Origin of the sequence: Flavobacterium sp., from assembly GCF_043780635.1 — a bacterium.
Taxonomy (GTDB): domain Bacteria; phylum Bacteroidota; class Bacteroidia; order Flavobacteriales; family Flavobacteriaceae; genus Flavobacterium.
The window spans coordinates 1-25,276 of sequence record NZ_JAYWCK010000016.1 but is presented as its reverse complement, the minus strand read 5'-3'; the positions used below and the strand labels follow the sequence as shown (position 1 = coordinate 25,276).

General features: G+C 34.0%; 26 protein-coding genes. 8 read left to right on the top strand and 18 right to left on the bottom strand.

Annotated elements, in window-relative coordinates:
- The 6 genes from ACH2BV_RS01255 to ACH2BV_RS01230 form a co-directional block, all read right to left on the bottom strand.
- A partial coding sequence (locus ACH2BV_RS01255; protein ID WP_395048699.1) for a hypothetical protein occupies positions 1-521 on the bottom strand: 521 nt, incomplete at its 3' end.
- A gap of 394 nt (positions 522-915) precedes the next feature.
- The gene (gene tpiA / locus ACH2BV_RS01250; RefSeq protein WP_395048698.1) at positions 916-1,668 is read right to left on the bottom strand and encodes a triose-phosphate isomerase; all 753 of its coding nucleotides are present in this window, start codon (positions 1,666-1,668) and stop codon (positions 916-918) included.
- Between the two features lie 37 nt (positions 1,669-1,705).
- Complete coding sequence (locus ACH2BV_RS01245) at positions 1,706-2,203, bottom strand: TlpA family protein disulfide reductase (RefSeq protein ID WP_395048696.1); 498 nt, start codon at positions 2,201-2,203, stop codon at positions 1,706-1,708.
- A gap of 134 nt (positions 2,204-2,337) precedes the next feature.
- Positions 2,338-2,610, bottom strand: coding sequence for a hypothetical protein (locus ACH2BV_RS01240; protein WP_395048694.1), 273 nt, complete (start codon positions 2,608-2,610; stop codon positions 2,338-2,340).
- A 14-nt stretch (positions 2,611-2,624) separates the two neighbouring features.
- Positions 2,625-3,725, bottom strand: a complete 1,101-nt coding sequence (locus ACH2BV_RS01235; RefSeq protein ID WP_395048692.1) for a BT_3928 family protein — start codon at positions 3,723-3,725, stop codon at positions 2,625-2,627.
- Between the two features lie 47 nt (positions 3,726-3,772).
- Positions 3,773-4,312 (bottom strand): DUF1599 domain-containing protein, encoded by a 540-nt coding sequence (locus tag ACH2BV_RS01230; protein ID WP_395048690.1) that lies wholly within the window; start codon positions 4,310-4,312, stop codon positions 3,773-3,775.
- 115 nt (positions 4,313-4,427) lie between these two features.
- On the opposite strand from ACH2BV_RS01230, the gene folP reads away from it, so the two are divergent.
- Together folP and ACH2BV_RS01220 are read left to right on the top strand one after the other, a co-directional pair.
- Complete coding sequence (folP, locus tag ACH2BV_RS01225) at positions 4,428-5,258, top strand: dihydropteroate synthase (protein WP_395048688.1); 831 nt, start codon at positions 4,428-4,430, stop codon at positions 5,256-5,258.
- Entirely contained in the window at positions 5,255-5,869 is a 615-nt protein-coding gene (locus tag ACH2BV_RS01220) for a hypothetical protein (protein ID WP_395048687.1), read from the top strand. The genes folP and ACH2BV_RS01220 overlap by 4 nt, the downstream gene beginning before the upstream one ends.
- A 39-nt stretch (positions 5,870-5,908) precedes the next feature.
- Here ACH2BV_RS01220 and rlmH read toward each other — a convergent pair whose 3' ends face one another.
- Positions 5,909-6,382 carry a 23S rRNA (pseudouridine(1915)-N(3))-methyltransferase RlmH gene (gene rlmH, locus ACH2BV_RS01215; RefSeq protein WP_395048685.1) on the bottom strand — a complete coding sequence of 158 codons (474 nt, stop codon included), beginning with the start codon at positions 6,380-6,382 and terminating at the stop codon, positions 5,909-5,911.
- A 270-nt stretch (positions 6,383-6,652) separates the two neighbouring features.
- On the opposite strand from rlmH, the gene ACH2BV_RS01210 reads away from it, so the two are divergent.
- Positions 6,653-7,885, top strand: a complete 1,233-nt coding sequence (locus ACH2BV_RS01210) for an ammonium transporter (protein ID WP_395048683.1) — start codon at positions 6,653-6,655, stop codon at positions 7,883-7,885.
- An 84-nt stretch (positions 7,886-7,969) separates the two neighbouring features.
- On the opposite strand, the gene ACH2BV_RS01205 is transcribed toward ACH2BV_RS01210, so the two are convergent.
- The 5 genes from ACH2BV_RS01205 to arsC all read right to left on the bottom strand — a co-directional run bounded on the left by ACH2BV_RS01205 (position 7,970) and on the right by arsC (position 12,590).
- Positions 7,970-8,173, bottom strand: coding sequence for a hypothetical protein (locus tag ACH2BV_RS01205; protein ID WP_395048681.1), 204 nt, complete (start codon positions 8,171-8,173; stop codon positions 7,970-7,972).
- A gap of 4 nt (positions 8,174-8,177) precedes the next feature.
- A complete protein-coding gene (locus ACH2BV_RS01200) occupies positions 8,178-8,357 on the bottom strand; it encodes a hypothetical protein (RefSeq protein WP_395048679.1) in 180 nt (59 codons plus the stop codon).
- Positions 8,358-8,402: 45 nt separating this feature from the next.
- Entirely contained in the window at positions 8,403-9,548 is a 1,146-nt protein-coding gene (locus ACH2BV_RS01195) for a saccharopine dehydrogenase C-terminal domain-containing protein (protein ID WP_395048677.1), read from the bottom strand.
- A 168-nt stretch (positions 9,549-9,716) separates the two neighbouring features.
- Positions 9,717-12,155, bottom strand: coding sequence for a TonB-dependent receptor domain-containing protein (locus ACH2BV_RS01190; RefSeq protein ID WP_395048675.1), 2,439 nt, complete (start codon positions 12,153-12,155; stop codon positions 9,717-9,719).
- 93 nt (positions 12,156-12,248) lie between these two features.
- On the bottom strand, positions 12,249-12,590 hold the full coding sequence (arsC, locus tag ACH2BV_RS01185; RefSeq protein ID WP_395048673.1) for an arsenate reductase (glutaredoxin): 342 nt from the start codon (positions 12,588-12,590) through the stop codon (positions 12,249-12,251).
- Positions 12,591-12,698: 108 nt separating this feature from the next.
- On the opposite strand from arsC, the gene ACH2BV_RS01180 reads away from it, so the two are divergent.
- Positions 12,699-13,604 carry a CPBP family intramembrane glutamic endopeptidase gene (locus ACH2BV_RS01180; protein WP_395048672.1) on the top strand — a complete coding sequence of 302 codons (906 nt, stop codon included), beginning with the start codon at positions 12,699-12,701 and terminating at the stop codon, positions 13,602-13,604.
- 19 nt (positions 13,605-13,623) lie between these two features.
- On the top strand, positions 13,624-14,661 hold the full coding sequence (locus ACH2BV_RS01175; RefSeq protein WP_395048670.1) for an AMP-binding protein: 1,038 nt from the start codon (positions 13,624-13,626) through the stop codon (positions 14,659-14,661).
- A gap of 69 nt (positions 14,662-14,730) precedes the next feature.
- On the opposite strand, the gene ACH2BV_RS01170 is transcribed toward ACH2BV_RS01175, so the two are convergent.
- The 4 genes from ACH2BV_RS01170 to lpxD all read right to left on the bottom strand — a co-directional run bounded on the left by ACH2BV_RS01170 (position 14,731) and on the right by lpxD (position 18,743).
- The gene (locus tag ACH2BV_RS01170; protein WP_395048668.1) at positions 14,731-15,153 is read right to left on the bottom strand and encodes a DoxX family protein; all 423 of its coding nucleotides are present in this window, start codon (positions 15,151-15,153) and stop codon (positions 14,731-14,733) included.
- A 117-nt stretch (positions 15,154-15,270) separates the two neighbouring features.
- Entirely contained in the window at positions 15,271-16,038 is a 768-nt protein-coding gene (locus ACH2BV_RS01165; protein ID WP_395048667.1) for an alpha/beta fold hydrolase, read from the bottom strand.
- Positions 16,039-16,040: 2 nt separating this feature from the next.
- Positions 16,041-17,669: an acyl-CoA carboxylase subunit beta gene (locus ACH2BV_RS01160; protein ID WP_395048666.1), complete on the bottom strand. Its 1,629-nt coding sequence runs from the start codon at positions 17,667-17,669 to the stop codon at positions 16,041-16,043.
- Between the two features lie 75 nt (positions 17,670-17,744).
- Positions 17,745-18,743 carry a UDP-3-O-(3-hydroxymyristoyl)glucosamine N-acyltransferase gene (gene lpxD, locus ACH2BV_RS01155; RefSeq protein ID WP_395048664.1) on the bottom strand — a complete coding sequence of 333 codons (999 nt, stop codon included), beginning with the start codon at positions 18,741-18,743 and terminating at the stop codon, positions 17,745-17,747.
- Between the two features lie 179 nt (positions 18,744-18,922).
- On the opposite strand from lpxD, the gene ACH2BV_RS01150 reads away from it, so the two are divergent.
- A complete protein-coding gene (locus ACH2BV_RS01150; RefSeq protein WP_395048663.1) occupies positions 18,923-19,831 on the top strand; it encodes a phospholipase A in 909 nt (302 codons plus the stop codon).
- Positions 19,832-19,976: 145 nt separating this feature from the next.
- Complete coding sequence (locus tag ACH2BV_RS01145) at positions 19,977-20,693, top strand: L,D-transpeptidase (protein ID WP_395048661.1); 717 nt, start codon at positions 19,977-19,979, stop codon at positions 20,691-20,693.
- A 148-nt stretch (positions 20,694-20,841) separates the two neighbouring features.
- Here ACH2BV_RS01145 and glgP read toward each other — a convergent pair whose 3' ends face one another.
- On the bottom strand, positions 20,842-22,506 hold the full coding sequence (gene glgP, locus ACH2BV_RS01140) for an alpha-glucan family phosphorylase (RefSeq protein ID WP_395048660.1): 1,665 nt from the start codon (positions 22,504-22,506) through the stop codon (positions 20,842-20,844).
- Positions 22,507-22,707: 201 nt separating this feature from the next.
- A protein-coding gene (prfB, locus tag ACH2BV_RS01135; RefSeq protein WP_395048659.1) for a peptide chain release factor 2 occupies positions 22,708-23,806 on the bottom strand; the annotation gives its coding sequence in 2 pieces (ribosomal slippage) (positions 22,708-23,742 and positions 23,744-23,806; 1,098 coding nt in all).
- A 92-nt stretch (positions 23,807-23,898) separates the two neighbouring features.
- On the opposite strand from prfB, the gene ACH2BV_RS01130 reads away from it, so the two are divergent.
- Positions 23,899-24,924, top strand: a complete 1,026-nt coding sequence (locus ACH2BV_RS01130) for a threonine aldolase family protein (protein WP_395048657.1) — start codon at positions 23,899-23,901, stop codon at positions 24,922-24,924.
- The last annotated feature ends 352 nt before the right edge of the window (positions 24,925-25,276 follow it).

Below are 25,276 nucleotides of genomic sequence, written 5' to 3'. Positions count from 1 at the left end.
GCGCTGATGAAAAGCAATCCTATAGCCAAACTTGATATTGACTCCCAAGATATAGCTCCAAGTAGAATACTCTCTGCGTTTTCTGTACCGTATTTTCCTAAATGGACTAAAATAGTATCACTGATAAATTTACCAATGAAAAAAGCAGGAATAATATAAATGGGTTTTATTTTTGCTATTCCAGCGGCTACAAATAGTGGTGTGGTAGGAAGTGGTAACAAGGAATATGCAATGATAACTAATTGACTTTTCCACCCATTCGTTTTCATTATTTCTCCTAAATATTGAACATCTTCATTCTTTGAGGGATTAAAAATCTTTCCGGCAATAATTGGAATATATTGTGTAAGGATGTACCTTCCTAAAATGGAACCGGCAACACCAATAGCAATAACCGCCCATATATTTAACCCAAAAACTATTTGCAAAAAAACCATAATGGTAAATGCGGGAGGAAACGGGAAAGGGACTACATCAAATAAAAATGCCCCGATAAATACTAATAGATAATGCCACCACATCGTATATTTTTTTTAATTCATTTATTATCTTAGGTATAATTCCTTGAAGCATTGCTTCAAATAAAAAATAATTTTCAATTAAACTTTTCCGGGACTCTGCCTAGAGATGTTTCTACTTAAAAGGAGCCAATAAAATTATAGGCTAAAAGAAGAGAATAATAGATGTTTCTGCTTGTTAAAGCCGATACAGTAAATTTAAGCAATTATTGCTTATTCTCGAAATAAAAAAATTGCTATTTTAGTAATTTACAGTCAGTAAACCATTGTTTAACATTATTTTATGAATTGAAGTTGCTAGATGTTTAGATAATGTAAATGGATAGGTTTTTAGTATAAAAAATCCCCAACTATTTTCATAATTGGGGGCTCTATTTATAAAGTTTAATCTAAATTCTTAAATGGCATTTACTATTGCCACAAAATCTTTGGCATTAAGTGCAGCTCCGCCAATAAGACCACCGTCAACGTCTGGTTTCGAGAAGATTTCTTTGGCATTGTCTGGTTTTACGCTTCCTCCATAAAGAATTGAAACATCTTCGGCGATATCGCTTCCAAAGGCTTTACGAACTGTTTCTCTGATGAATTGGTGCATTTCCTGTGCTTGTTCAGGACTGGCAGTTTCGCCTGTTCCTATTGCCCAAACTGGCTCATAAGCCAAAACAATTTTTTCCCAGTCTTTTGCTTCGATGTGAAATAAACCATCTCGCAATTGATTTTCAACAATATTAAAATGAGTTGCAGATTGACGATCTTTCAACTCTTCACCAAAACAAAAAATAACAGTCATATCGTGTTTCAAAGCGGTGTCAACTTTGCTGGCAATTAGTGCATCAGTTTCGTGGAAAATTGCTCTGCGTTCTGAATGTCCAAGAATCACGGTATTTACTCCAACGCTTTTTAGCATATCAGCTGAAATTTCGCCAGTATAAGCGCCACTTTCTGCTTGGTGCATATTTTGTGCGGCCACGTTGATAGGTGTAAATTCTAAATGATCTACGGCTGATGATAAGTTAACAAACGTAGGAGCAACAATTATTTGTGCATCACTTTCGGTTGGGATTTGTGCTATTAGTTCGTTTAATAAATCTTCGGTTTGCTCTGCATTTTTGTGCATTTTCCAGTTTCCTGCTACAATCTTCTTTCTCATTTTAATTGTTTTTTTAATTCTATTTTATTTCTAATTTCTATTTGTTCAAATCTTTTAATGTCGCATTTATTTTTTCAAAATCGGTTTCAATGGCACGGTACACAACAATTTTTCCTGTTTTGTCAATGATAATATATCGTGGAATCCAATCTAAAACTATGGCTTTTCCAAAAACACCTTTCATTTGGTCATTTGCCATATAATGGTCGCCTTTAAGTTCATGTTTAGTTATTCCTTCTTTCCATTTATCAGCCGTTTTATCCATCGATATAAACACATATGCCACATCAGGATTATTGGCTTGTAATTCTTTTATTTTTGGCATTGCTTTGACACAGTCACCACACCATGAAGCCCAAACTTCAATAATGAGGGTTTTGCCTTTATATTTTTTTAAGATGTCTTTAAAAGCAACTTGGCTTCCATTAGTTGATAGTAATGTTTGAGATAAAGCTTCTTTAGAAAATGATTTTTTTTGGGCTTGTGAACAAGAAAAGATTGCAAAAGCAAAAAGTAAGGCAAGTATTTTTTTCATTAATTTTTAATTTGGGCAAAGTTACATTTTAAAAAGCAAAATTTAGGAAATGTAAAAACACAAAATTTCAAACATTAGTTATATTTTGATATCACAATAGTTTATTGCGAATATTAGATATAAAAAAAGAATTTTTATTCAGATTTCTCATTTGAATTATCATCTAAATAAACACGTTTTGTTCTTTTCCTTTTCTTAGTGAAATAGAGTTGTTTGATTGTGTATCCAATATAAATTCCTGAGATTGCCATTAAAGAGCATCCTAAAATAACATGAAATGTAATTCCCAAAGGCACTTCAAAAATCCTTGAAACTACATTTAAAAAAATGTAGCCAATTCCAAACACAATGCAACTTATAAAAATAAGTAATAATTTTATTTTTCTTCTTTCTCTTCTGCTACTCATAAACTAATCGTAAATTATAAATTTAAATTATCAATATCGTTGTAATGTACCTTTTGTATAATAGTTCCATAATTTAAAACTACAAAACTAGGATTCGATCTTTCAACTGTTTTTAATGCTGTTGCATCACAAAAAAGGAAATCAAAAGTTAATCCATATTTCTTTTTTATATCAGCAATTACATCGCTCGAGGAGCCAGTAACAATGGCAACATAATATCCTTTTGCCGAAGCGTCTTTGTATAATTTGTTCAATTTTTGCAAAGCTTCTACATTAGCTTTTTCTAAATCATAAGCCACAATCAGCAATGACTTTTCTTTTGAAAAAATCAATTGAGTGTTATCATTGCCGTCCAGTTCCAATTTAAAATCGTGAATAGGAGGAAGGTAACCCTGAACAATAACCTTATCTTTTCTATCAACAAATGTTGCTCCAGCTGGAAGCGACATCAAATCTTTTTCAGTAAATTCCTTGTCAACACCATTTACTTTGTAAATAAAGACCATTTCCACCACACTTTTTGGTGCGTTATCAGGAATTTCCATAGCTGTTTTGATATTTGTTCCCACTTTATACGGTCTAAAATCTTTTATAGGCAAATGATTTAAAACCCAGTAGCCCATAAAACAGCACAAAATAATGCTAGCCAAAACTAAAATATTTTGAACTGTATTTGAAAATAATGGCTTGATATATTTTTGATTGTAAAACAAAATTAGGATAAAAAATAATAATATAAGATCTTTTGTAAAAGATTGCCAAGGATCCAAATGTAAGGCATCGCCAAAACACCCACAGTCTTTAACCACATCAAAATAAGCAGAGTAAAAGGTCAAAAATGTAAACAGAACTACCAAAAGCAATAAACTCCAAATCGTTAATTTTGATTTGTAACCAATGAGCAACATAACACCCAAAACTACTTCTAAAATTACCAAAAACAAGGCTATTGCTAATGAAAATGGAACAAAAAACGGCATATTAAAAACGGGTTCGCTAAAATATTCTTCTAATTTATAAGAGAAGCCTAAAGGATCATTGAGTTTTATCAATCCTGAAATAATGAATAAAATACCAACGAAAAGTCTGGAGAATTGTGCGATGAAGTTTTTCATAACTTAATATTTTAATTTTTTAAATTGGTTATTATAATTTTTTACTATTAAAATTTCTTCATTAAAATCAAAGCAAAAACCGCATAATTAATCATATCTTGATAATTAGCATCAATACCTTCAGAAACCAAAGTTTTTCCTTTATTGTCTTCAATTTGTTTCACTCGAAGCAGTTTTTGCAAAATCAAATCTGTCAGTGAACTCACACGCATTTCACGCCAGGCCTCACCATAATCATGGTTTTTGTCTTCCATTAATTGTTTGGTCAGAGCAATATTTTGGTCATATAATTCGGTTGCTTGTTCCACATTTAAATCAGGTTGATCCGCAACACCAAGTTCCAATTGGACTAATGCCATAATCGAATAATTGATGATTCCGATGAATTCTCCGGTTTCATCTTCGTCTACTTTTCGAACTTCATTTTCTTGTAAGCTTCTTATTCTTTGGGCTTTGATGAAGATTTGGTCGGTCAAAGAAGGCAATCTTAATATTCGCCAGGCACTGCCATAATCTTTCATCTTATTGATAAATAGCGAGCGACAAATTGCAATTACGCTATCATATTGTTTTGAAGTAATGTTCATTTATTGATGTATATTTGTGACAAAAATAAGGATAATTTTTTTGTTTAAAGAAGGATGATTAACGAATGTTAATTTTTAAAGATTAAATTGTTAAACTACTAGCCAACAGCTCAAAATGACTATAAATTGTAATGGAAATCTAATTGATTTATCTACTCCCAAAGTAATGGGGATTTTGAATATTACGCCAAATTCGTTTTATGATGGCGGAAAATTCATAGGTGAAAGTGAAATTTTGCATCAGGCAAAAAAGATGATTTCTGAAGGAGCAACTTTTATCGATATTGGTGCCTATTCCAGCAAACCGAGGGCCGAATATGTTTCTGAAAGTGATGAATTAAAAAGGATTATTCCTGTTGTGAGCTTAATTCAGAAGAATTTTCCAAAAACGATAATTTCCATAGATACTTTCAGAAGCGAAGTGGCTAGAATTTGTATTGAAAATGGAGCATCTATTATTAATGATGTTTCCTCAGGAAGTGTTGACGAAAAAATGATGGAAACGGTTGCCAAATATAACGTTCCTTACGTTATGATGCATAGGCGAGGTACACCAGAAACGATGCAAACAATGACCAATTATAAGAATATTGTTAAGGAAATACTCTTCTTTTTTTCGGAAAAAGTGTCTGCAGCCAGAAGTTTTGGCATCAACGATTTGATAATTGATCCAGGTTTTGGCTTTGCCAAAACACTAGACCAAAATTATGAGATTTTACAAAAATTAGAATTGTTTGAAATGCTGGAATTACCTTTACTTATAGGTGTTTCAAGAAAATCAATGATTTATAATGTGTTCAAATGCACTCCAGAAGAAGCTTTAAATGGAACGTCAGTTTTAAACACTATTTCCTTAACCAAAGGAGCCAAAATACTTCGCGTCCACGATGTAAAAGAAGCAATGGAATGCGTTACTTTATTTAATATAACCAATCAATTCAAATGAAATATTTCAGTTTAATTATTGTTTTTATTCTGTTTTCCTGTGGAAATAAAGAAGCTGTTTTGTTGCCAAAATCTAATGTGACAGTGGTTTCAAATGTATTAGATCATTCGCCTATTTATATTTTTTTCAGAACAAATGGAAAAGACACTTTGGCGGAAGTCAACAGAAAAAACGAGATTATTTCAACCAACTGGATTTTTAATATTGACAAGCGTTTGCCTTTACGATTAGTAATTCCGGAAGTGATGAAGTTACAAGAAAAAAAGCGGAGTGAAGTGGCTCACAAAAACGAATTAGCTGAAAATTATTATTCGTATGCGGACAGTATTGGCAAGAATATGGCGTTTCTACCATTCACGAAAGTGTATTACAAATTTGAGAAACCGATGTTTAGTTTTGTCGTGTTTTTTTCTAAAAAAAATGAAATCTTTGTCGATGGAACTTCTGGAAGTCGCGAAGAATTAAAACATTTTGTAAAAAGTTTGCCTAAAGACGGACTCAAAATGATAAGATTTCGTTTTGATCAAAATATGAGTTACGGGAATTATATTCAGAATGAAATTTTAATTCAAAGTTTAAAAATTGAAAATAACGAAGAATTTATTTTTTAAACTTTTGACTGAATACTGCCACTGATCACTGACCACTTTCTATTGATGATGATACGGTTCATTCTTTAAAATTGTAAATCCGCGATACAATTGTTCGATAAAAAATAAACGTACCATTTGATGCGAGAATGTCATTGGCGAAAGTGAAATTTTGCCATTTGCTTTGGCATACACTGTGTCCGAAAAACCATAAGGACCACCAATAACAAAAACCAAGGTCTTCACTCCTGAGTTCATTTTCTTCTGCAATTCCTCTGAAAATGCAACGCTCGAAAAGGTTTTTCCGTTTTCGTCCAATAAAATAAGTTGGTCTGTTGGCGTTATTTTTGCCAAAATTAATTCGCCTTCTTTTTCTTTTTGTTGACTTTCGGACAAGTTTTTTACATTCTTGATGTCCGGAATTATCTCTAAATCGAACTTAATGTAAAAAGACAAACGTTTTTGATATTCATCAATTAAAGATTGAAAATTTTTATTGTCGGTTTTGCCAATGGCGATGAGTTTGATGTTCATTTTTCGGTATTAATAATACAAAGGTAAAAAATTGAGAATTAAATAATAATATATTCTTTTTTTAAGTCTATTTAGCAATATTGATTTAAATTGAAAGATTTATATTATTTAGGCTTTGTACTCCTTTTTTTTTAGGGGGTAGTTACTTGTAATAGAATAAAATTTGAACTTACACTACCTTATTTGCAATTAAAAGTAACAATATTTGTCAATTTTGTAAAATATATATTATAATGTTTGTTTATTTTTGCGCCAATTAAATACACAATTATGTTAGATGTAGGGTTAACCACTTTTATGATTCTTGCCACTAGTTTAGTGATGCTAATGACGCCTGGACTTGCTTTTTTCTACGGAGGATTGGGATGTAATAAAAATATTTTGAGCATTATGATGCAAAGTTTTGTTTCTATGGGAATAGGAACAGTACTTTGGTTTGCTTTTGGTTATTCACTTTGCTTTAGTGGAAATGTAACTTCTGGAACTGATTTTTTAGGAATAATAGGAAATTTTGATAAAGCTTTTTATCACGGAATTACACCTTCGACACTTTATTCAGCAGATAAACGTTTTCCGGAATATATTTTTATTGCTTATCAAATGATGTTTGCCATCATTACTCCGGCACTGATTACTGGAGCATTTATCAATCGGGTTTCGTTTAAATCGTATGTTTTCTTCCTAATATTTTGGCAAATATTTGTCTATTATCCTTTCGTTCACATGGTGTGGGGTGGCGGATTGCTTGCTCAATGGGGAGTTTTTGATTTTGCAGGAGGAATTACTGTACACGCAACGGCTGGTTTTGCAGCTTTGGCATCAGTTTATTTTGTGGGAAGACGACAAAATAAGCACGAACCTAATAATATTCCATTGGTCGCCATTGGAACTGCATTGCTTTGGTTTGGCTGGTACGGATTTAATGCAGGAAGTGAATTGGCGGTTAACTCCATTACTATTTCATCCTTTTTGAATACGGATACTGCTGCTTCTTTTGCCGCAGTTACTTGGTTATTTATCGAATGGAATACAGGAAAAAAGAAACCAACATTTATAGGATTAATGACAGGTGCAGTTGCAGGTTTGGCGACAATTACTCCAGCTGCGGGTTACGTAGATATTTATTCGTCAGCAATCATTGGAATCATTGCGGCTTGTGGTTGCTTTTTAGCAGTAAAGTACAAGGAAAAGAAAGGTTGGGATGATGCACTCGACGTATGGGGAATTCACGGAATGGGCGGAATAATAGGTACTATTTGTTTGGGTTTTTTTGCCAATAGCACTATTAATTCAGCAATTCCTGATGGATTATTTTTTGGAGGAAACGGAATGCTACTTTTTAAAGAGTGTGTTGCAATAGTTTTTGCAACTAGTTATGCGTTCTTTTTTACCTTGTTGCTGTTCCGAATAATCAATAAATTTATTCCGGTTCGGGTTACTGATATGGAACAAGAACTTGGATTGGATTTGACGCATCACGGGGAAGTGGCGAGACAACGATAAAAAATCAATACAACTATACAAAAAGGGCAACATTCAATAAATGTTGCCCTTTTAATTTTTATAAAAATATTTTCAAGAATTAAATTAACTGTCTAGAAAAGAATCGGAATTGTTTTTCTTGAATAATTTTATAAGCAATAATATACAGGCAACAGCTTCAAAAGTCATCCCAATTATCAGAAAGAAACTGGTCAAATCTTTACGTTCGTTCGTGACTTTGAATAGTGCGCCTATAACTGTGAGAACCGCTCCAATTAAAAATAAAACCAGAATTTGTGTATTTTTCATAAAGTTATTTTCTCTTAATTATGATGGTTACTTCTCTAATCAATAAAGAAGTCAAAGCGCCGATTACAAAAATGGATAGAAATTCTACAGTGCGAATAGTGACTTGGTCGATGATTCTTGAATAATTCCCAATTGAAATTATTAGCATAATTTCTAAAACTACTGTTCTCCTTTTAGAGTTCATAATATTGTTGTTTTGAGATTCAAAGATATTGAAAAGAACTACAAGTTATACTTTTTGTATGGTTTGCGTTTTTACGTAATTTACATTTCTTTCTTTCAAATAATTTATAATATACCTAAAACAAAGTTCGTGTTTTCCAATCAATTCTGGCGGAAAAATTCCTTTTTCAGTAAATAAACCTTCTAAAAACATATTGGCTACAGCCGTTGCCGTATATCCCGTAGTTCTTGCCATTGAAGAGGTTTGGGTTTCGGGGCAATATTCATCGTATAGATTATAAACTACTTCTTCAGTTTCTCCATTATTATTTTCCCCTTTTAATGTGATACGCATTATTGTAAGTTCTTCTTCGGTTTCACCTAATTTCCATTCGTTAAATAGAATTTTACTGGTAAAATCAAGAGGCGTAATTTCTGTTCCGTTTATAATTATTTTCTTTTCACTAAAAAAACCGCTGTCTTTCAAAACTTTCACATATTCTACGTGGCCAGGATATCGGAGTGTTTTTTCCTTCATATTCTTGATGTGTGGCATTGTAAATAGAATTGACCGTAATCCATCAGAATTAAAAGCTTCTAGGGTTCCTACTTTGTCAAATTCCACAAATTCACAGTCGGTTAGAGCATCACGAATGATGATGTTTCCGTTTTCGACATATCGGGCAGGACGTGTATATTCTTCGATTACATCAATTGGTGAAAAAGGCGCTTTATAATTGAAAGGCCATTTTTTAACCCTTGGTAAACCGCCAACCAAGGTTTCAAAATCAGTCAATTTCAGTTTTTCGTTGTAATATCCCAAAATAATATTGTGCATTCCGGGCGCAACACCACAATCAACAATAGCAGTTACTCCTTTTTCTTTTGCAAGGGTATCCAGTTCAAGTGCGTTTTCAGGAAAAAAAGAAATATCTACCACATTTTTACCCGCTTCAATAACTGTTTTTATTGTTTGGAATCCAAGAAATCCAGGAACTGCGCACACAACAAAATCATAAGCTGCAAGAACAGATTGAAGTTTTTTTGTATCACAAACATCCACTTGTAAAATACTGATGTTTTGATACTTTCCTTTTACGTGTTCTAATCGTTGAATACTTAAATCTGCTATGGTTACCTTGTGTTTCTTTGATAAATCTACCGCCATTGCGCTGCCAACCATTCCTGCTCCTAAAACTATTATATTGGTCATAATTATATTTTGTTGGGTTTAAAAAGAGAAGCTAAGATAGTGTTTCATTCGAATTATTAATATATTCAGGCAATGATATTTTAAACAAAAAAACCTATGAAGTTTTAAAGCTTCATAGGTTATTATAAATTTAATAAGTTACAAAATCAATCTATTTTCGTGTATTTATTATCCAGGGAATTCTCCTCCGCCATCTTCATTTTTAGGTTGTTGATTCTTTTCTTTTTCTCCTTTTGGTTTGTTAAAACGGTAAGTGAATGATAAATTAAATTGACGTTTACGGAACTGCATTTCGCCATATGATGTTTGGTTTTCTAGATACGTATACGATTTCATAATTCTCGAGTTGAAAACATCACTAATATTGAACGCTATGGTTCCTTTGTCTTTTAGTACATCTTTACTGAAAGCAGTGTTCATTCCAAATTGGCCCAAATTTTTACCTTGTGCGGTTTTTTGTTCTCCATTATAGTTTGCATTCAACTGCCAGTCAATTTTGTATGGCAAAGTTAGTTTTGAACTGATTCTTGCAGACCAAGTAGTAACTTGGTTGTCCAAATTTTGAACTATAAGATTGCCGTTTGTATCCGTGTAGCTATGTTCTCCGGTTGTTTTTACATTATACAAATTAAAATTACTGTTTACTCTCCATATTTTGAATGGGTTGTAATTTAAAGTAAACTCAAATCCATACTTTTGTTCTTTTCCCAAGTTAATAGGTTGGCTTTTGATAACTGGAATTCCATTTACTTCATCGCCTGTAGGAGATCGCACAAAACTGAAAACATCTTTCGTATCTTCAAAATAAGCCGAGGTATTAAAAGTTACTTTTTCCCAACGTTTGATATATCCAAAATCAAATTTATTAGTCAGCGATGGATCCAAGTCAGGATTTCCTTGAAAAATATTAACATTACTTGAATAATTTACTGCGGGGTTCATAAAACGGCCTCTTGGTCTTGATAAACGTTTACTGTAGCTTGTAGTAAGGTTACTTTGATCTGAAATTTCATAACTAACAAATGCACTTGGGAAAAAGTTGTTATACTTTTTAGTATTGAATTCATTAGTTTCCAATAAATTTACTTCGATATTGGTGTCTTCCCAACGTAACCCAAATAAATAAGAGAATTTATTTACTTTAAAGCCGTATGAGGTATAAAGTGCGTTGATATTTTCTTTGTATTCTAAAGTATTTGACAAGTTATCAATTCTTGTGCCTTGATCGTCAAGAACGTAATATTGATTGTTTAGGTCGCCAAAACTCCCTTTATAGCCTGCTTCGAACTGGCTTCCTTCTCCTAGTGGGAGTACATAATCAGCTTGTAATTGTGCTTGCTTTTGAACTTGATTATTTAATGTGTTATTAAAATTGTCAGAACCCGTAATGATACTTTGGTTATCATCTGAATTTCTTGAAATAGAACCATCAACTGTAAGTTTGTGCCCTTTGTCCTTGAAGTTTTTGATTAAGTTTGAAGTGTATTCAACATTTTTACCGCCAGTTTTTCCTGAACCCAAACGGTAAGTTGAACCTGTGAAATTACGATCAGCATCAAAATTATTAAAATTGATTAAATCAGTATTTTCACCATTATCCTTTTGGTAATTGATGGCATTTGTCCAAAAAGTATTTGGTGCAACTGTCCATTCAATGCCCGCTCTTCCGTTAAAACCATCTCTGGTTCTCTCTGTCTCACGATCTTCGTCTAAAAAATTTTTGTTAGAACCGTCTTCATTGAAATATTCAGAATTAGTTTTACCTCCACCTTGATTTGTTCTGCGGTTATAACCTAGGGTAGTAAAATAGTTTAGTTTTTCTGTTTTATAATTCGCATTTGCAGTTAAACCATAAGTTTCGGGAATACCTGCTGAAGCAATAATAGTTCCGTTAAAGCCGTGGTTTTTGCCTTTTTTAAGAATGATGTTGATTATTCCAGAACCACCTTCCGCATCATATCGTGCAGATGGATTAGTAATAACTTCAACTTTATCAATGGCATCAGCAGGAAGTTGTCTTAAAGCTTCTGCTATATTTACAGCATAGGATGGTCTTCCATCAATTAAAATTCGGATATTATCACTACCTCTTAAGCTTACATTTCCTTCAGAATCAACTGAAACAGATGGGACATTATCAAGAACATCACTTACAGTTCCGCCTTTCACCATCATATCCTGACCAACATTGTATACTTTTTTGTCCAGTTTGATTTCTACTGTGGATTTTTCGGCACGAACAACGACCTCTTCCAATTGTGAAGCATCTTCTTCTAAAGCGATTTGTCCTAAATTAGTGCTTTCCTGAAGCTTTCTTTGAGCGAATATAGTGGGTTTAAATGAAATGAATTCTACCTTAATATCATAAATACCAGGATTAATATCAACATCAAATTCTCCTTTAGAATTTGTAATTCCTCCTGTAATTCCTTTAGGATATTTAGGATTTACGAAAGTGACTGTAGCATATTCGAGAGGCTGTTTGCTTACTTTTTCGATTACAGTTCCTGTGATTTTGATTTTTGCAACTTGGGGTCTTTGTTGTGAATAATTAAGCGTTGAAGTTAATAACAATACTAAAATTATAATAAATTTAAGGTTTTTCATCAAAAGGTGTTTTTATTCTAATAAGAATGTAAAAATAAGATTTGGTTTAAGGAGAAAAGCACAAATATTTGTTAAAACACTTACATAAAAGTATTAAAAAATGGCTGTAACTTTTTCTAAAGGTCTCGCGATAATTGCCTTATCTCCATTGATAACAATGGGTCTTTCAATAAGAATTGGATTCAAAATCATTGTATGGATAATTTCATCATCGGACATTGTTGCATCTTTGAAATTTTCTATCCAAATTTTCTCTTTTCGACGTACTAATTCAATAGGTTTTACACCTAATTTTTTAATGATTGTTTTCAATTCCTCAAAAGTAGGAACATCTTCAAGATATTTGACAACTTCATATTCTTGACCTGAATCTTCAAGGAAAGCAATGCATTCCCTTGATTTTCCGCAACGTGAATTATGATATATTTGGATCATAAAATAAGGTTGTTTATTTTTTTGCAAAGTAAAGGATAAAAACGGAAAATTAAGTTAAATTCGGTCTGACAAAATAGTACTTAGATAAGAATCAATTAAATTTTATAAATGTTTATAGAACAAGCGTATAAAGGAAATAATACTTGGTGGCGCGTTTTAATTACCACATTATTGACCGCAGGAATATTTGTTGCAAATTTTATAGCCTATTTTATGATGTCGAAAAAACAAGTGGATGAGGCTTATAAATCGATGAGTGATATTCCAAATAATATGTCACTGATAATTAATTTGTCTCCCTTTATTTTCCTGTTAGGTTTTTTGTTTTTATTGGTTCGTTTTTTGCACCAAAGAAGTGTTCTTTCATTGACAACTTCAAGAAAATCAGTAGATTATAAACGGATTTTGTTTTCCTTCGGTTTAATCGTTTTGCTGACTATTGCTACTTTTGCAATTTCCTATTCTATGGACCATTCTACCATTTTATGGAATTTTAATCCAATGAAATTTGCCATTTTATTTATGATCAGCATGTTGTTATTTCCATTTCAAATTGGTCTTGAAGAATATTTATTCAGAGGTTATCTAATGCAGCAAATTGGAATTGTCGCTAAGAATAGATGGTTTCCTTTGCTAATCACTTCCGTTATTTTTGGGTTATTTCATAGTGCCAATCCCGAAGTTGCCAAAATGGGTTATGAAGTAATGGTGTTTTATATTGGAACTGGCTTATTACTTGGAATTATGACCTTAATGGACGAAAGTCTGGAACTGGCTTTGGGTTTTCATTTAGGGAATAATTTGATGGCCGCCTTATTGATCACTTCTGATTATTCGGCGATTCATACGGATGCACTTTTTAAATATTCAGGAGTTGAAAACACAACTGATACGCTAAATGAAATGTTAGTTTCGATTGCAATTATCTATCCAATTATTTTATTTATCTTCGCCAAAAGGTATAAATGGACAAATTGGAAAGAACGTTTATTTGGTAAAATTAAAGTTCTTTAAATCAAAATAATATAAAATTATGAATATAGCAGAATACAATAAAGTACACAATCTTTTTAAACTAAACGGATTTCATATTAATCGAGAAAATCTTTGTAGAGTTGCTTATAGTTTTATAAAAGAAGGACAAGAATACGAGAAATCTGTTGGCGATTTTATCCTCGATTGGTTTGATAAAAAAGAGTACATGGAAATGAGTACTTCTGGTACTACCGGAGATCCAAAACCAGTTCGTATAGAAAAAAAGGCAATGATGGAATCGGCTTTGGCAACAGGAGACTTCTTTGATTTATCTCCAGGAAATAAAGTTTTGCATTGTTTGCCAATGAAATATATAGCAGGAAAAATGATGTTTATTCGAGCCTTTATATTAGGATTAGATATGAAATTTGTAGCCCCAAGTTCGCATCCATTAGAAGGTATTGATGAAAAATTTGATTTTTGTGCAATGGTTCCGCTTCAAGCAAAAAATTCTTTAAAAGATTTGAAAAAAGTTAAGAAATTAATTATTGGAGGAGGAAAAGTACATAAAGCGCTTGAGCAAGAGTTATTAAAATTGCCAATCAAAATTTATGAAACTTATGGAATGACCGAAACTATTACTCATATTGCAGCAAAAAAAATTGGAGAAAAAGCTTTCACCGTTTTACCAAATGTGACTGTTTCTGCGGATGAAAGACATTGTTTGGTAATTGATGCAAAGTATATTAGCGATAAAAAAATAATGACTAATGATATTGTAAAGATAGTCTCAGACACGCAATTTGAATGGATTGGTCGAATTGATAATGTGATTAATAGTGGAGGGGTTAAATTAATTCCAGAGCAAATAGAGGAGAAACTTTCAACACTGATTCCACGACGCTATTTTGTTTATGGTCAAGCAGACGAAACTCTTGGCGAAAAAGTGGTGCTTTATGTCGAAGGGGAGCCAATAACTATAGAAGAATCGGTTTTTAATGTACTAGACAAATTCGAAAAACCTAAAGAAATTATTTTCATTCCTAAGTTCAAAGAAACGGCTACAGGTAAAATTATGAGAAAAGAAAGTATATAATTAGCAATGAAATAAAACAATTTTAAAAAAAAAGAGAGGCTAGATAGTCTCTCTTTTTTTCTCCAAGAATTACTCCTGCATTTTAAAATAGTAATCCGCAGAATGTTTTCCGCTTCCATAAATTAAGAAAATGAGGCAGATTCCAAGAGTAAGTAATGATAAAAATAAATTTTGGGAATGCATCTCTCCCATAAAATTTATGACAATAGCACCAATCAATATAGGTAATTGCGCAATAATTGCCCATCTAGTAAGCAATCCAAAAAAGATTAAGATACCACCCAGAATGTGTGCCGAAGCAACATAATGTAAAAGAATCATTCCGCCGCCAAGTTTGTCAATTGGGGACAATAAATCTGCTAAATATTGGAGATTTGTAATAAAAGTAACTCCTTTTGAAAACAAGAAAACTCCAAGTGCCATTCGAACCAAATCTACCGAAAAATAAGTGTGCGCATTCGCCCATTTATTCAAAAATTTTACGTTGTTCATAGTGTTTAAGTTTAAAAGCCAATACTAAGGTACTAATTTTTAACGTAATAAGGATATTTGTCTGAAAATAAAAATTGAGAAGAGAAGCATTCTTGCGATAGAATTATTAATATAAAATTATTGCATTAAAAAACGCAAAACTATTTCATTAAAAAGGGTTGGATTTTCTATCAAAGCAGAATGCGAACTATTGGGCAAAATTGCCAATTGTGCATCTGGAATGGATTCATATATTTTAAGGGTGTGTTCCCCTTTAATTTCATCATGATCACCGGCTATGATTAAAGTTTTAGATTTGATGACATTTAAATCAGAGTACTTCAAATTGGGATATTTAAAATCCAAATTATTCAAATCAATAGCTAAATCATTTTCGTGATTTTTGTTATTATTCTCTAATTCGGTAATCCATTTTTCTAATTCTTCTTGATGAAGAGCACCATCTGGGAATATATTGGCTCCTGATGAAACTAATTTATTGACTTTTTCGGGATATTTTATGGCGAATAATAATCCAATTATACCGCCATCACTCCATCCAAGAATATTTGTTTTTTTGATATTTAATTTGTCAAGAAATATATTAATGTCTTCAACCTGAAGGTCAAAAGTCAATTCAACCCCTTTTTGATAACTTGAATTTCCTCTTCCTCTGCAATCAACTAATACGACCTTAAAATGTTTCGAGAATTCGGCTACTTGATTTTCAAAGCAGGCAAATGATCCTCCGTTTCCGTGAATCATCAATAATGGCTCTCCTTCACCATAAACTTCATAAAATAGTTTTACGCCATTGACATCAGCATATTTGCCGTTTTCATGAAGTTTCTGGGCGCTAACATTTAGGGAAATAGTGGCAATTATTAAGAAGAATATTTTTTTCATTGTTAAACCTGAATTACTCCCAAATTAAATTTCTTTTTGATAGGCGAATGGTTAGCCGCTTCAATTCCCATCGAAATCCAAGTTCTGGTTTCCAAAGGATCTATGATCGCGTCGGTCCACAGTCTTGAAGCTGCATAATAAGGAGAAGTTTGGGCGTCGTAACGGGCTTTTATTTGGTCGAATAGTTCCTTTTCTTTGGCTTGATCCACGATTTCTCCTTTGGCTTTTAATGAAGAAGCTTCAATTTGGGCCAATACTTTTGCGGCTTGCGTTCCTCCCATAACGGCGAGTTCTGCACTTGGCCAAGCCACAATTAATCTTGGATCGTATGCTTTTCCGCACATCGCATAATTTCCCGCGCCATAGGAATTACCTATGATTATGGTGAATTTTGGCACGACCGAATTCGAAACGGCATTCACCATTTTGGCACCATCTTTAATGATTCCACCTTGTTCCGATTTGGAACCTACCATAAATCCGGTAACATCTTGCAAAAAAACCAATGGGATTTTTTTCTGGTTGCAATTAGCAATAAAACGAGTCGCCTTATCGGCAGAATCGGAATAAATTACTCCTCCAAATTGCATTTCACCTGTCTTGGTTTTTACTACTTTTCGTTGGTTGGCAATAATTCCCACTGCCCAACCATCAATTCGGGCGTAACCAGTAATTATGGTTTGTCCGTATCCTTCTTTGTAAGCTTCAAACTCGGAATGATCCACTAATCGACTAATGATTTCCATCATATCGTATTGCTCATTTCGAGCTTTTGGCAAAATGCCGTAAATATCTTTTTCTTCCAAAGCGGGTTTTACTGACTTATTTCTACTAAAACCGGCCTTATCATAATCACCAATTTTATCGACGATATTTTTTATTTTGTCCAATGCGTCTTTGTCATCTTTGGCTTTATAATCCGTAACTCCCGAAATTTCGCAATGTGTGGTTGCTCCGCCAAGGGTTTCGTTGTCAATGTTTTCGCCAATAGCGGCTTTGACCAAATAACTTCCTGCCAAGAAAATACTTCCAGTTTTCTCCACTATCAAAGCTTCGTCACTCATTATTGGAAGATAAGCACCGCCAGCAACACAGCTTCCCATAACGGCCGAAATTTGGGTAATTCCCATACTGCTCATCAAAGCATTATTTCTAAAAATGCGTCCAAAATGTTCTTTATCTGGGAAAATCTCGTCTTGTAATGGCAGAAATACTCCAGCAGAATCGACCAAATAAATTATTGGAATTCTATTTTCCATAGCAATTTCTTGCGCTCTTAGATTTTTTTTTGCTGTAATTGGAAACCAAGCTCCAGCTTTTACAGTGGCATCATTGGCAACGACAATACATTGTTTTCCTTTGATATATCCAATTTTCACTATAACGCCACCAGAGGGGCAACCGCCAAATTCTTTGTACATTCCTTCGCCAACAAATCCACCAATTTCAATAGATTTTCCTTTGGCGTCAAGCAAATAATCAATGCGTTCCCGCGCTGTCATTTTACCTTCTGAATGTAATTTTTTGATGCGTATTTCGCCTCCGCCTAGTTTTACCTTAGTAAATTTATGACGTAAATCGGAAAGAAGGAGTTTATTGTGGTCTTCGTTTTTATTGAAGTTCAAGTCCATAATGAAATTGTGTTTATCTAAAGAGATGGCTAAATTACAAAACCATTGTAATAAATTTCAGAATATTTTTCAGATTTATTTCTTGGATTCATTAACGAGCCTTTTTAGAATTGCCCATTGTTTTAGTGCATCACGAGCTTCGACTGCAGGATAACCCAACATTGTTTTTCCGGCTGGAATATCACTTGTAACTCCTGAACCAGCTCCAACAATAGCTCCATCACCAATGGTTACATGATCTTTTATTGATGCGCTTCCACCAATGATAACTCCGTTACCTAAAGTTACCGAACCTGCTAATCCAGAATTGCCAGCCATTATGCAGAATTTCCCCAATATACTATTATGGCCAATTTGAACTAAATTATCAATCTTGCAGCCGTCACCTAAAATAGTTGAGCTGAATTTCCCTCTGTCAACACAAGAGTTGGCGCCAATTTCGACTCCATTGCCTATAACGACGTTTCCTATTTGTGGGATTTTCACCAAACCTCTTAGTGGGTCAGGACGAAATCCAAAACCGTCTGCTCCAATTGAGGCGTTAGGATGAATGATGCAATCGTTGCCAATATGACAACGCTCCCGAACCACAGCACCTGACCAGATTACCGTGTTTTTTCCAATCGTGCATTCGTCGAGAATCGTGGCATTGGGATAAATAGTTATGTTTTCTCCAAGCTGAACATTGGGTCCAACATAACATCCGGCACCAATTTTTGTTCCGTTTCCTATAACGGCAGTTGTGTCAATAACAGCTGTTGGATGAATGTCAATGCTGAATAATGGAGTAGGCGGAGCGAAAAGTTCTAATATTTGTGACATTGCCAAATCAGCATTTTGTACTTTGATAAAAGCCCTGTTTTCACCAGGCTCTATCGAAATATCTTCATTGACAATGGCAGCACACGCTTTGGATGTTTCCCAAAATCTTTCGTATTTTTTGTTTCCAATAAAGGAAATTTCGCTAGTATTGGCAAGTTCCAATTGTTCTGGAGCGGTAATTTTTAGGAAAGTATCGCCAACGATTGTGCCTTTTAAAACTTCGTTTATTTGCTGGATAGTAAATGATTTCATAATTACTGAAGGATAATGTTTGTGGTATTTTTTATCAAATTAAACAAATTGCTGCTTAAATTCCTAATAGTTGACTTTTCAACAGGTCTGTAAGTGTAATTATGTAAAAAATAAATAACAGTTGAATGTGTTTTGGTGTTAAATCGATATATTTGCTGGAAAAATCAGATTACTGTCTTATGAAGTTATTACAAAAATTCGCCTTGTTTTTGCTATTCTGTTCCTCCTTTTCTGTAAATGCTCAAATTAAGGCTTTGTTCAATAGTAAAACCCAACTCAGGAATATAACCGAACGATGGGAATTAGATACAACCGCCGTTAGAGGAACCTTTTTGCTTACACCCTATAAACCTGTTTATATTTTACCTGGCAGATGGACAAGTGACCCTAATGAAAAACCTTTTTCAGGTAATGTAAGTCCTGATTATACGGTACGTCGTCCATATAATTATGATAATATTGAGGCTAAGTTTCAATTAAGCTTCAAGACAAAAGTGTTGCAAAGTATTTTTTGGGGGCACGGTGATTTATGGATAGCCTATACTCAAGTAGCACGTTGGCAAATCTATAACAGCAAGCTATCCCGTCCTTTTAGAGAAGTGAATTATGAACCGGAACTGATTTTGAATTTTCCTGTCAATTTTAAATTGTTTGGTTTCAAAACCCGAATGGTTGGAGTAGCCCTCAATCATCAATCAAATGGGAAAAGTGATCCTTTCTCCCGAAGCTGGAACAGAGTTATTTTTCATGCCGGATTTGAACGCAAAAACTGGACTATTTATGTTAGACCTTGGTTTCGAACGCCGGATTCTATAGATGATAATCCGGATATTTTAGAATATGTGGGAAGAGGGGATTTGAATGTTATTTATGCAAAAAACGGAAATATTTTTTCGTTTATTGGAAGCTATAATATGAATTTTAATTCAAATGCAAGAGGCAGTGCAGAATTTTCATGGTCTTATCCCATTAAAAATAACTTAAAAGGATATTTGCAGATTTCTCATGGTTATGGAGAATCGCTGATAGATTATAATCACCTTCAAACTACTGTTGGGATTGGTGTTTCCTTGATTGAATGGTTGTAATTTTCTTTCTCGTTAATTGAATTGGTAAATAAGAATTTGGGTATATTTAACATTTGCACTAGTTCGTATATTTAAAAATGATTACGTTTGCAATAGCGAAGAAACAAAACATCATACGAATCATTAAACTACAATTATCAACAAAATGAAACTCACAAACAAACTTTTGATATTGTCTTTAATCCTGTTTTCGTGTACCAATTTAAAAGCACAAACTAACAATTCCGCCATTGAAAATGCATTATTAATCGCAGAAAAAAATAAAAGCCAGTTAGAAAATGTTAGGCAATTGCTCGTTGTTTACAATGAAAAACCGGAAAGTTTCACGGCTGTTTTTGTGGCTTTGGAAAAAAAAAACAATAAATGGGTCGTAAAACAAAATCCAATCGAAGCAGGAATTGGTAAAAATGGTTTTGCACTTCCTAACGAAAAAAAAGAAGGCGACGGCAAATCACCAACAGGAATTTTCAAGTTGGGAAAATTGTTTTCTTACGAAAAACAAGCCAACACGCTATTAGAAAATCAGCAAACAACCAAAGAAGACAAATGGATAGATGATGTAAATTCACCAGATTATAACAAACACATAAACGGTTTCACAGATGCAAAATCATTCGAAAATCTATTGTTGAATACTGATGTTTACAAGTATTGCACGGTTATAGAATACAATACAAACCCAGTCGTAAAAGGAAAAGGAAGCGCCATCTTTTTTCATTTAGCTTTAAAACCTGAGTCGTTTACCTCGGGTTGTGTTGCCATCAAGGAAGAATATATGAAGTTGATGGTAAATTGGCTTGACCCGAAACAAAACCCAACCATTATTATGGGGAATTTAGGTGTTTTGAAAACGGGTTTGTAGTCAATTTTGTCATTTCGACCAAAGGGAGAAATGTCATAGTGAGAGCAACAAATGTAATTTCTCCTTCGTCGAAATGACAAGTTGAAGTAGTGTATTAGGCTAAAAAAAAGCTCATTTACTTTCGTGAATGAGCTTTTTCAATTATGATTTATTTATACAATTTCTTGTAATATTCATCAACCATTCTAGCAGAATCGAAATAGGGAACAATTTGTTTCATACTGGTTTCAACCAAATCCCACCATTTTTTTGGACTGTTATAATATAAAGGAAGCACTTCGTTTTCAAGCATTTCAAGTAAATTGTCCAAATCCATTTCGTCTTGTTGGTGCGTTGTCAGGTTATGATCGACTATAGGCAAGACGAAAGAATTTTGGGTTTTGTTCAAATCTTTAAATTCACGAACCCAGCCATCATTTGTCGAAAAATTGACAGCTCCATTCATTGCTGCCGTCATTCCTGATGTTCCCGAAGCTTCTCTGGTTACTCTTGGATTGTTCAACCAGACATCGGCGCCTTCTTTTAACTGACGCGATAATTTCAATTCGTGTCCTGTAAGAACAGCCATATTTTTGATATTTTTGCTAATGTGGGTCAGATTATCAAAGTTATGAATTGCTCCATAATCCATTGGATATGGTTTTCCTCCGAATATGATTTGAACCGGTTTCTCTGTATTCGCCAACAACTTGATAAAGCGATCGTAATCTCTGGTAATTAAATCCGGTCGTTTGTAATCAGCAAATCTTCTGGCCCAAACAATAGTTATAATATTGGGGTCAAACAATTTTCCGGTTTGGTCTGCGACTACGTCAAAAAGTTTCGATTTTAATCTCGTTTTTCTTTTGATTAACGCTTCTCTGTCTTTGTTTTGAAAGGCTTCGTCTAACCAGGCGTCAGCCCAGTATTTCTTGTTTTGGGCATTAGTAATATGAATAATCGGGCAAATTCCAGGATAATCTTTCCACATATCTCGAGAAACTTCTCCGTGAAGTTTTGAAACGCCGTTCGCAATATGACTCAATCGAAGTCCAACCAAAGTATGATTGAAAGTGTCATCCCAAATTCCGGTAATTTCACGCACTTTGTCCAATGGAACTCCATCAAAGAAACTCAATGATTCCAATAGATGAATATTGTGTTTTTCGTTTCCGGCTTCTTCTGGAGTATGAGTTGTAAAAACCATTTTCTCTCGGATGGCTTCCACACTTTTGAATTTATTGTATAAATGAAAAATGCAAGAAACTGCGTGCGCTTCGTTTAAATGATAAACATCCGGTTCATAATCCAAAGCGTCCAATAATTTAGCTCCACCAAGTCCTAAAACCATTGTTTGTGCAATTTTGGCGATTGGGTCAGAATCATACAATCTGAAAGTGGTTGATTTCGCCAAATAATCGTTTTCAGGCAAATCAGTCGAAAGGAAAAACATTGGGACAGTACCAAATGTCTTTGGATTCAAATAATAAGCGGTTACCCAAACATCGTGATTGTTGATTTTTATGGTAAATTTTATATTGGTTTCTTCCAAGAAATGATAAATTTTCTCCTGAAAAAGAACGCCCATCGAAAGGTCTTCTTGTTTGTATTGGTCGTAATATCCTTTTTTCCACAATATACCAATACCAACAACATTTTGCTTTAAATCATAAGCACTTCTCATATGGGAACCGGCCAAAAATCCCAAACCTCCGGAATATATTTTTAAAGATTGGTCAATGGCAAACTCCATTGAAAAGTATACGGCGGATTTTTTGTATTTCGGGTTGAAAGTGTAAGGATGTCTATATTTTTCGGGAAGTATCTTGCTCATTTTAAATTGTATTTATGAATTATCAATAAAGCAAACATACCATATTTAAATAAATGGAGAGCAATAAAAATCGTGAAATCTGCCTAAAAAAACGATAATTCTTTGATAAATTTAACTACCACGTTATAGTAGGAGTAGGTTGTAAAAGAGAATTCTGACAGGTTTTTAAAATCTGTCAGAATTAAAGTTTGTTATTGAAAACTATTCCTCTTCTTTTTGTCCCATCATCATTAAAAAGGCTTTCAAAAACTCATCAATTTCGCCATTCATCACGCCATCAACATTGCTGGTTTCATAACCGGTGCGAACGTCTTTGACTAATTTATAAGGTTGCATTACGTAATTTCGGATTTGCGAACCCCATTCGATTTTCATTTTTCCGGCTTCAATATCAGAGCGTTGAGCTTGTTGCTTTTTCAATTCAATTTCATACAATTGCGATTTCAGCATTTGCATCGCCCGGTTTCTGTTGTCGTGTTGCGAACGTGTTTCCGAACACTGAATCTGAATCCCTGAAGGTTTGTGGGTCAACTGCACTTTTGTTTCCACCTTATTCACATTCTGGCCACCAGCACCGCTTGAGCGAGAAGTAATGATTTCAATGTCGGCAGGATTAATTTCAATTTCAATAGTATCATCAACCAACGGATACACATAAACAGAAACAAAAGAAGTATGTCGCTTTGCATTACTGTCAAAAGGGGAAATTCGCACCAATCGGTGCACTCCATTTTCACCTTTTAGATAACCAAAAGCATAATCTCCCTCAATTTCTAAAGTTACTGTTTTTATACCTGCAGCATCTCCTTCCTGATAATTCAGTTCCCGTATTTTGTAACCCGATTTTTCGGCCCACATCATATACATTCGCATCAACATCGAAGCCCAGTCGCAACTTTCTGTTCCGCCAGCTCCAGCCGTGATTTGAATAACAGCACTTAAACTGTCGCCTTCGTCAGACAACATATTTTTGAATTCGATAGCTTCAATGTGATTTTGGGTAGTGTTATATTGCTCATCAAGTTCTTCTGCTGAAAGTTCCCCTTCTCTATAGAATTCATAGGCAAGTTGCAACTCGTCGGCCATTTCGACCGCTTTGTTGTAATCTTCTATCCATTTTTTCTTGGAACGAAGCGTTTTTACATATGCTTCGGCTTCTTTTGGATTGTTCCAAAAATCAGGAGCTAAGGTTTTCTCTTCTTCGTTGGTAATCTCGATTAATTTGGCATCAACGTCAAAGATACCTCCTCAACGCACCAAGGCGCTCTACAATACCTTTTATTTGTTCGGTATTTGTCATAAATAATGTAGTTTTGTGTTTCGTTAACTCTGATAGGGTTTTAAACCCTGTCAGGGTTGATTAACTACAAAAGTAAGCTATACAAACAGAATATGGAAATAAATTTAATCAGCGACACCGTCACCAAACCAACTCCCGAAATGCTTCAGGCAATGTTCAATGCCAAAGTAGGTGATGATGTATTCAAACAAGACCCAACAGTGAATGCTTTTGAAAAAATGGTGGCCGATTTATTCGGAATGGAAGCCGCACTTTTTTTCCCGACAGGAACTATGGCAAACCAAACAGCAATTAAACTAAATACCAATCCCGGCGACCAGATTATTTGTGATAAATGGTCACATATTCATTTGTATGAATCGGGTGGCGCTTCCGCCAATAGTGGTGTGAACTTCAATTTACTAGATGGAAACCGTGGTATGATAACTGCCGAACAAGTGAAAGAAGGTATTAATGACCCCGAGTTTTATCATACACCGATGTCAAAAATGGTTGGTATAGAAAACACTACAAACAAAGGCGGTGGTGCTTGTTACGAGATTGCTGAATTGCAGAAAATAAAACAAGTCTGTGTTGACCACAATTTAAAATACCATTTAGATGGCGCTCGTTTGTGGAATGCGTTGATTGCTAAAAAGCAGCAACCAAAGCAATTTGGTGAACTTTTCGATACGATTTCAGTTTGCTTCTCAAAAGGATTGGGAGCACCAATTGGTTCTGTTTTACTTTCCGATGCTGAAACAATGCATCGTGCTCTGCGTATTCGAAAAATATTTGGTGGCAATTTGCGTCAATCAGGTTATTTGGCAGCAGCCGGAATTTACGCCTTGCAAAATAATATCAACAGGCTGGAAGAAGATCATCGCAGAGCAAAAGAATTAGGAACGCAACTAGAACAATGTTCTTGGGTTGCTGTTGTTGAACCTGTAGAAACAAATATCGTTGTCTTTTCGGCTCAGCCTCATATTCAGGACAAGGAAGTTATAGAAAAACTGAAACAAAAAGGTATTTCGATTAGTCTGTTAGCCAAAGGAAAACTAAGAATGGTAACACATCTTGATTACCGTCAAATAATGCACGAATATGTTTTAGAAGCATTGGAGAAGCTATCGTTTTAAATGGCAATTACTTTGTGATTCCTTCAAATTCAATCTCATTCAAATTTAAGTCACACAGCAGCAATTTATTGTTTTTTCAGCAAATAAAAATTATTTGTTGCTGAGGATATTTGCAAAAGATATACATCTTTTTAGTAAAACATGTACATCTTTTGTATAAAACATGTACATCTTTTAAAAATATCCTCAGCAAGAAATATAAAATACTTGCTGATTGAACAAAAAAGAATTGGTGGAAAGTTATTTTATTTTTTCTATTGCTTTTCGAACTTCAACTATATTAGGTTGTTGTTTTTTACATTCCTGAACACCTTCGGGATATTTGTCTTTGATGAAATCATTATAATCCTGG

Excerpts from the sequence above, each read along its gene's own strand:
- tpiA (WP_395048698.1), bottom strand. The coding sequence starts at position 1,668 with ATGAGAAAGAAGATTGTAGCAGGAAACTGGAAAATGCACAAAAATGCA.
- ACH2BV_RS01245 (WP_395048696.1), bottom strand. The coding sequence starts at position 2,203 with ATGAAAAAAATACTTGCCTTACTTTTTGCTTTTGCAATCTTTTCTTGT.
- ACH2BV_RS01240 (WP_395048694.1), bottom strand. The coding sequence starts at position 2,610 with ATGAGTAGCAGAAGAGAAAGAAGAAAAATAAAATTATTACTTATTTTT.
- ACH2BV_RS01235 (WP_395048692.1), bottom strand. The coding sequence starts at position 3,725 with ATGAAAAACTTCATCGCACAATTCTCCAGACTTTTCGTTGGTATTTTA.
- ACH2BV_RS01230 (WP_395048690.1), bottom strand. The coding sequence starts at position 4,312 with ATGAACATTACTTCAAAACAATATGATAGCGTAATTGCAATTTGTCGC.
- folP (WP_395048688.1), top strand. The coding sequence starts at position 4,428 with ATGACTATAAATTGTAATGGAAATCTAATTGATTTATCTACTCCCAAA.
- ACH2BV_RS01220 (WP_395048687.1), top strand. The coding sequence starts at position 5,255 with ATGAAATATTTCAGTTTAATTATTGTTTTTATTCTGTTTTCCTGTGGA.
- rlmH (WP_395048685.1), bottom strand. The coding sequence starts at position 6,382 with ATGAACATCAAACTCATCGCCATTGGCAAAACCGACAATAAAAATTTT.
- ACH2BV_RS01210 (WP_395048683.1), top strand. The coding sequence starts at position 6,653 with ATGTTAGATGTAGGGTTAACCACTTTTATGATTCTTGCCACTAGTTTA.
- ACH2BV_RS01205 (WP_395048681.1), bottom strand. The coding sequence starts at position 8,173 with ATGAAAAATACACAAATTCTGGTTTTATTTTTAATTGGAGCGGTTCTC.
- ACH2BV_RS01200 (WP_395048679.1), bottom strand. The coding sequence starts at position 8,357 with ATGAACTCTAAAAGGAGAACAGTAGTTTTAGAAATTATGCTAATAATT.
- ACH2BV_RS01195 (WP_395048677.1), bottom strand. The coding sequence starts at position 9,548 with ATGACCAATATAATAGTTTTAGGAGCAGGAATGGTTGGCAGCGCAATG.
- ACH2BV_RS01190 (WP_395048675.1), bottom strand. The coding sequence starts at position 12,155 with ATGAAAAACCTTAAATTTATTATAATTTTAGTATTGTTATTAACTTCA.
- arsC (WP_395048673.1), bottom strand. The coding sequence starts at position 12,590 with ATGATCCAAATATATCATAATTCACGTTGCGGAAAATCAAGGGAATGC.
- ACH2BV_RS01180 (WP_395048672.1), top strand. The coding sequence starts at position 12,699 with ATGTTTATAGAACAAGCGTATAAAGGAAATAATACTTGGTGGCGCGTT.
- ACH2BV_RS01175 (WP_395048670.1), top strand. The coding sequence starts at position 13,624 with ATGAATATAGCAGAATACAATAAAGTACACAATCTTTTTAAACTAAAC.
- ACH2BV_RS01170 (WP_395048668.1), bottom strand. The coding sequence starts at position 15,153 with ATGAACAACGTAAAATTTTTGAATAAATGGGCGAATGCGCACACTTAT.
- ACH2BV_RS01165 (WP_395048667.1), bottom strand. The coding sequence starts at position 16,038 with ATGAAAAAAATATTCTTCTTAATAATTGCCACTATTTCCCTAAATGTT.
- ACH2BV_RS01160 (WP_395048666.1), bottom strand. The coding sequence starts at position 17,669 with ATGGACTTGAACTTCAATAAAAACGAAGACCACAATAAACTCCTTCTT.
- lpxD (WP_395048664.1), bottom strand. The coding sequence starts at position 18,743 with ATGAAATCATTTACTATCCAGCAAATAAACGAAGTTTTAAAAGGCACA.
- ACH2BV_RS01150 (WP_395048663.1), top strand. The coding sequence starts at position 18,923 with ATGAAGTTATTACAAAAATTCGCCTTGTTTTTGCTATTCTGTTCCTCC.
- ACH2BV_RS01145 (WP_395048661.1), top strand. The coding sequence starts at position 19,977 with ATGAAACTCACAAACAAACTTTTGATATTGTCTTTAATCCTGTTTTCG.
- glgP (WP_395048660.1), bottom strand. The coding sequence starts at position 22,506 with ATGAGCAAGATACTTCCCGAAAAATATAGACATCCTTACACTTTCAAC.
- ACH2BV_RS01130 (WP_395048657.1), top strand. The coding sequence starts at position 23,899 with ATGGAAATAAATTTAATCAGCGACACCGTCACCAAACCAACTCCCGAA.